The 6,145-nt window shown below is 45.6% G+C and carries 5 protein-coding genes; all 5 read right to left on the bottom strand.

Going from position 1 to position 6,145, the window contains the following annotated elements:
- Window positions 1-198, bottom strand: a 198-nt coding sequence (locus VK080_RS01750; RefSeq protein WP_324223090.1) for a hypothetical protein, incomplete at its 3' end; no start/stop codon positions are given.
- Window positions 199-307: 109 nt separating this feature from the next.
- Window positions 308-1,714, bottom strand: a complete 1,407-nt coding sequence (gene hemY, locus VK080_RS01745; RefSeq protein WP_324223089.1) for a protoporphyrinogen oxidase — start codon at window positions 1,712-1,714, stop codon at window positions 308-310.
- Window positions 1,711-2,649 carry a ferrochelatase gene (hemH, locus tag VK080_RS01740; protein WP_324223088.1) on the bottom strand — a complete coding sequence of 313 codons (939 nt, stop codon included), beginning with the start codon at window positions 2,647-2,649 and terminating at the stop codon, window positions 1,711-1,713. Before hemH ends, hemY begins: the two co-directional genes overlap by 4 nt.
- A gap of 21 nt (window positions 2,650-2,670) precedes the next feature.
- On the bottom strand, window positions 2,671-3,708 hold the full coding sequence (gene hemE, locus VK080_RS01735) for a uroporphyrinogen decarboxylase (protein ID WP_324223087.1): 1,038 nt from the start codon (window positions 3,706-3,708) through the stop codon (window positions 2,671-2,673).
- A gap of 145 nt (window positions 3,709-3,853) precedes the next feature.
- On the bottom strand, window positions 3,854-5,983 hold the full coding sequence (locus tag VK080_RS01730) for a PBP1A family penicillin-binding protein (RefSeq protein WP_324223086.1): 2,130 nt from the start codon (window positions 5,981-5,983) through the stop codon (window positions 3,854-3,856).
- Between the last annotated feature and the right edge of the window lie 162 nt (window positions 5,984-6,145).

Genomic DNA, 6,145 nt, shown 5'->3' with positions numbered 1-6,145 from the left:
GTAAACTGCGAGTTGCGAGGAGTGCTGCTTCTCCGACACCTCATGCAACACGACGAGCACCAAGTATATTTCCGGAGCGGGACATAGGCACCAACTTAAGTTCGGATTTTTCTTTAATAAAAATGCTTTTGTCCCAGCCTCGTCTGTTTTGAGCAGGTATTTTCTCTTTCGTGACAATGAATTCGTTTTCGCATCCATGTTTCTCTGCCCGGAACATAATTTGAGTTTCGCGCCCATGATTGTACGGTAGGGCATTTTCATGTAAAAAAACCGGCACCAAACACGCTGTCCGGCGCCGATTCTAACGTTAATCACGCAAAAATGCCAGGACATCAGCAACTGCTTGTTCGCCCTGGCCGATACAGTCAGGGATACCAACACCTTCATAAGAACTGCCGGCCAAAAAGACGCCCGGGAGCTCCCGGCGTATGTCTTCCCGTACTTTGGCCACCCGCTCGGTATGCCCGACCGTATATTGCGGCATAGCATTTGTCCAGCGGCTGATGACACTGAATTCAGGTTTTTCCGTTATATTCATCGTTTGGTTTAAATCGTTCAGTACCATTTCAGTCATTTCCACATTTGATAAATGTACGACCGATTGGTCATCAGGTCTGCCGACGTAGCAGCGCACCAATGCTTTACCTTCCGGTGCAGCGTTCGGCCATTTTTTATGTGTCCAGGTACATGCCGTTATCTGGAAATCACTGTTCCGCGATACGACAAATCCAGTTCCATCGATATCCTTCTTAATAGCCGATTCATCAAATGCCATCGCGACGTTGGCAACCGAGGTAGCCGGTATATCACGGAACTCGTTAAACAAATCATACTGGCTAAAAATTTTCGGGAGTGTATAATGCGGTGTCGCCATGACAACTGCATCTGCTTTGTAGACGTCCCCATTACTCAGTAAAACATGATAGCCGTGTTCTTTCTTCTCGACATGATCGACCCCGACGCCGAGGGAAACAGTATCACCAAGGACTTCCTCGAGCCGTTCAACCAATGTTTCCAACCCATTTTTAAACGAGAAAAACATACCCTGCTTTTTCCCGCTTGATTTTTTCTGCTTCTTTTTCTCCGGCATCGTGTTCTGTAATCCTTTAATCAGACTGCGGTGCTCCTGTTCAAGCTGATAAAAATTCGGGAATGTCGCCATGATGCCCATATCGTCTAAGTTACCAGCGTAAATGCCGGACAGAAGCGGTTCAATCAAGTTCTCTACCAGTTCGTCCCCGAAGCGCCGGCGGAAAAATCCTCCCAGTGACTGATCCCCTGTTTTTCCTCTTGGCAGCAAGAAATCCATCCCGGCACGCAGTTTTCCAGCAGGTGAAAAAATACCGGAAAACAGGAATGGCCGAATGCGTACTGGTACACCCATATATGAACCTTTAGGGATTTCATGTAATTTATTGTTGACCAGTACGTAGGATTGTCCAGTACCATTACGGACCAGTTGATCACTTAATCCCAATTCTCTGACGAGTTTAACGCCGGGCTGTTTACGCGATAAAAATGAGTCAGGGCCCTGTTCAATCACAAAACCGTTCCGTCTTGTTGTTTTAATTTTACCCCCAAGCCGGCTGCCTTTTTCAACAAGTTTCACCTCGTACGGCAGACCCTTTTCATTAATCTCTTTTTGCAAATAGAAGGCAGCGGATAAACCGGTTATCCCGCCGCCAACGATTAATATCTTTTTCATGTCGCTCATTGGTCTTCACGCTTCACTTTTTTCATAACAACATCAGCAAGCGTTGCAATGAATTGCGGGTGAGCATTCGGCATTTCCGGACGATGATAGTTTGCCCCCAATTCATCACAAACCACTTTACACTCGTAGTCGTTGTCATATAATACTTCCAGGTGATCGGCGATGAAACCGACTGGTGCATAAACGAATGAGCGGTAGCCTTTTTGTTCATACAAATCGCGTGTCAGATCCTGGACATCAGGACCGAGCCAAGGATCAGGAGTATTGCCTTCACTCTGCCAGCCGATCGCATAATTGTTAATGCCGGTCGCTTTGGAAATCAGACGGGCTGTTTCTTTCAGCTGGTCAGGGTATGGATCCCCATCCTGCAAGATCTTTTCCGGCAGGCTGTGGGCGGAAACGACGAGAACTGCTTTTTCCCGCTCGTCTGCAGGCATATCGTCATAAATGGCACTGATTTGGTCAGCCCAGTACTTGATGAATCCTGGCTCATCATACCAGCTTTCCACTGATTCAATGGAAATGCCGTATTTGGCGGCTGTATCTTGAGCACGCTGGTTATACGATTTGACACTGAACGTTGAATAGTGAGGCGCAAGCACAATTGAAACAGCCTCTTCAATCCCATCTTCCGCCATTTGCTGAACAGCATCTTCAATGAATGGATGGATATGTTTCAAGCCAATATACGCTTTGAATTCAATGTCATCCCGTTCAGCATTCAGTTTCTCTTCCAATGCTTTTGTCTGTTCTTCCGTGATTCTTGCCAGGGGTGAAATACCGCCAATAGCTTTATAGCGGTCTTTCAAATCCTGCAATTCCTCTTCAGATGGCTTTTTACCATGACGAATATCCGTGTAATATGGTTCAATATCTTCTTCTTTGTAAGGCGTTCCGTACGCCATCACGAGTAGTCCTAATTTTTTCTTTGCCATTTGTAACACCTCACCATTTCATTATGATCGTTTCGAATACGTATGAATCAGTTCTGTTAATTTTTTCAGTGTTGCCGGTTTGACATCCGGTGTAACACCATGACCCAAATTAAACACATGCCGGCCGTCATGCATGCTTTCATCCAGAATCACTTTCGTTTTCGATTCAATCGTTTCCCAGTCAGCGAGCAACACGGTTGGGTCCAGATTACCCTGCAATACTTTGGTGACGCCCATCTGCCGTGCCTCAGAAATGGATGTGCGCCAGTCAAGCCCAATGACATCGACAGGCAGATCGTTCCATTCCAAGAGCAGGTGACGGGCACCGACACCGAATACGATCAGCGGCACATGTTTGGATCGCAGTTCAGAACAAATCCGTTTCATAACCGGTTTAATATAATAACGGTAGTCTTCAGCACTCAAGGCGCCGACCCACGAATCAAAAATTTGAATCGCCCGTGCTCCGGCATCAATTTGTGCCTTCACATAAGCAATTGTCATATCCGCCAGTTTGTCCATCAGTGCAAACCAGACATCCGGCTGACTGTACATAAGCGCCTTCGTTTTACTGTAATTCTTGGATGGTCCACCTTCAATCATGTAGCTTGCCAGTGTAAACGGCGCACCGCTGAAGCCAATGAGCGGTACATCCAGCTGTTCTTCGGTCAAAAGCCGGATCGTATCGAGAACATAGGGTACGTCCTGTTCCGGATTTATAATACCTAACCCTTCCACATCCTGATAGTTCGTAATCGGGTTATCAATCACCGGGCCGATTCCCTTTTTAATTTCCACATGAACACCAAGTGCCGGGAGTGGTGACATGATATCTTTATACAAAATCGCAGCATCCACCCCGTAGTGTTCCACGGGGAGTCGCGTTACATAGGCGCACAGCTCAGGCTGATGCGTTATCTCAAATAAGGAATACTTTTCCTTTAGCTTGCGATATTCTTTCTGCGACCTGCCTGCCTGGCGCATAAACCATGCAGGCGTATACTCGGTCCGTTCCCCATTGTATGCTTTCAAAATGGTATCATTAAACTGTTTTGCCACTTTGTTCACCCTTTATCACAACGTTACATAACTGCCCAACCTCAACTATAGCGATTTCCGGGATTGTTGTATAGAATTTAGCCGGGATTGTCATCAATTTGTCTAAATTCGAATACAAACCAAGCCTGTTCACTTAGCCTTCACATTACATGGACAGTTCAACCGTATTTGATTTTTTTCCTTCCGTTTTTGTCAGCGGATCATATGGCACAACATAATAGCGGGACGAACCAAAAACCTGGATACGTTCAATCGTGTATTCGTTGTTTCCTTCCACTTTGCCAATTCGTTCGTCGAGCCCTTCTTTTTCCTGATAAATGTGATAAACAATCCGTTCATCTTCAGACTCTGTCCATTCAAGTCTGCCATTAAATAAGGAAAAGCCGCCAAACGCATAATCCCCATGTAATGTAATATCCTCCGGCAAATCAATTGGTTCCGGCAAAGCTTGTACATTCTCCGGTTTATCAAATGATGCAGCAAGCGTTCTCTGTTGATCGATTTCCGACAAGATATCCTTTGTCAATTTCGTCGGCATTTCACTTCCCGCTGTCAAATAATGATCTTCATCCGAAATGTCATAGCCCATCCATGTCGCGCTCACATATTCCGGTGTATACCCGACAAACCACGCATCCTTGACGGCACCTTCAACATGCGGATGCTGTGTTGTCCCAGTCTTGCCGGCCAGTGCTTTTGTATACTTACCTGCACGCCCTGTCCCTTCCGTAACTACACTGGATAAAATGGATGTCATATTCCAGGCCACTTGGGGGCTGAACACGTCAACGGGATTTATATCCGCCTCATGAATCACCTCGTCATCCCTGTTGATGATTTGGTCAATTGTATACGCATCAACCACTTCACCGCTGTTCGCAAATGTGCGGTAGCTTTGTGCCATCTGTAAAGGCGTCACACCTTCCGATAATCCGCCTAGCGCTATTGCCAGCCCCTCATCCTGAATGGCAATACCAAGTTTATCCAGATAGTTTTTCGCATAAGTGATACCTATTTCATTTAACAGCCATACGGCCGGTGCGTTTTTCGACTCAACAAGTGCATCATAAACGGAAACCGAACCGGCATATTGATCATCATAATTGGTGGCAGTATAACCGTCTAATGCCATTTTCTGATCAGGAATCAGCGTATAGGGCTGATAAGTTTCCTGCATCATGGCAGGCCCATATACAGCAACTGGTTTCATTGTTGAACCAGGTTGACGGTTTAATGTCACACGATTCAAATCCCCCAGCTGGTAATCCCTGCCGCCGATAGCTGCAGCAATTTTCCCGGAGTCCTGTTCAAGCATCACAAAAGCTCCTTCTGCTCCATCAGTATTACCCGGGAAATAATCCTCATTTTGAAATTTTTCATAGGCAATTTGTTGGATTTCCGGATCAATGTTAACGACAATCCGATAGCCGCCACGTCGCAGCTCATCAGCCGATATGTGGTAAGTATCTTCAGCTTCCTTTATCACCAGGTCAATATAACTTGCTACCCACGGTTTTGGTTCATACACCTGCACGTCCAAACCAAGCGTCTTCCCTTGTGCTTCCAAGCGTTCCTCCGTCGTAATATCCCCTGTATCCTCCATTGCCTGTAAAACAATGTTTCTTCGGCTTTCCGCTTTTTCGGGATAATCGATTGGCGAGTAGCCATTCGGGGCTTTCGCCAGTCCTGCCAAAAGGGCTCCCTCTGACAGGGATAGATCCTCAGCAGACTTATTAAAAAATTTCCGGGATGCAGCTTCGATTCCATAGGCGCCTTCTCCAAAATAGATTTCATTTAAGTATAATTCCAGAATTTCATTTTTGGATAAGTTACGTTCCAAATGAATGGCTGCCATAACTTCTTTGGTCTTGCGCAGCCATGTTTTATCGTTGGTCAGAAACAGGTTTTTGGCCAGCTGCTGGGTAATCGTACTGGCCCCTTCCACCTTTGCCATCGCCACAATATCCCGATATACGGCACGGACCACCGAAATGAAATCAACCCCAGCATGGTCATAAAAGCGTCTGTCCTCGATCGCTATGAATGCTTCCTGCACGTGGTCCGGAATGCTTTCAAGTTTGAGTGGTATCCGGTCTTCATCATATAACTTGCCGATGACCGTTCCATCATTTGTTTCAATCGTCGTCGTGGCATCAAGAATCATATCTTCATCATTGGCAATAAAACCGCCGCCGAACAGAATGAAAGCATACCCAATCAGTCCGAGCGTCAAAATGAACACAAATGAAAGGAGCAGCCATTTTAGCTTTTTCATCTTATGCGAATCACCTCAGAATCAGTATACGACAATTTTTGCTGTGATGAAAGAATAATACTCACTGTTAATTAATAATGATTATAAAGTAATTTAGTCACATGGATCAAAAGAGTAGTGCTCAAGCAAAACGGGTATGTTACCATAATATAGAGAAGAATT

It is taken from the genome of Lentibacillus sp. (assembly GCF_035301925.1).
In the GTDB taxonomy this organism is placed as follows: Bacteria; Bacillota; Bacilli; order Bacillales; family Amphibacillaceae; genus Lentibacillus.
This window is presented reverse-complemented; position numbering and strand designations above follow the sequence as displayed.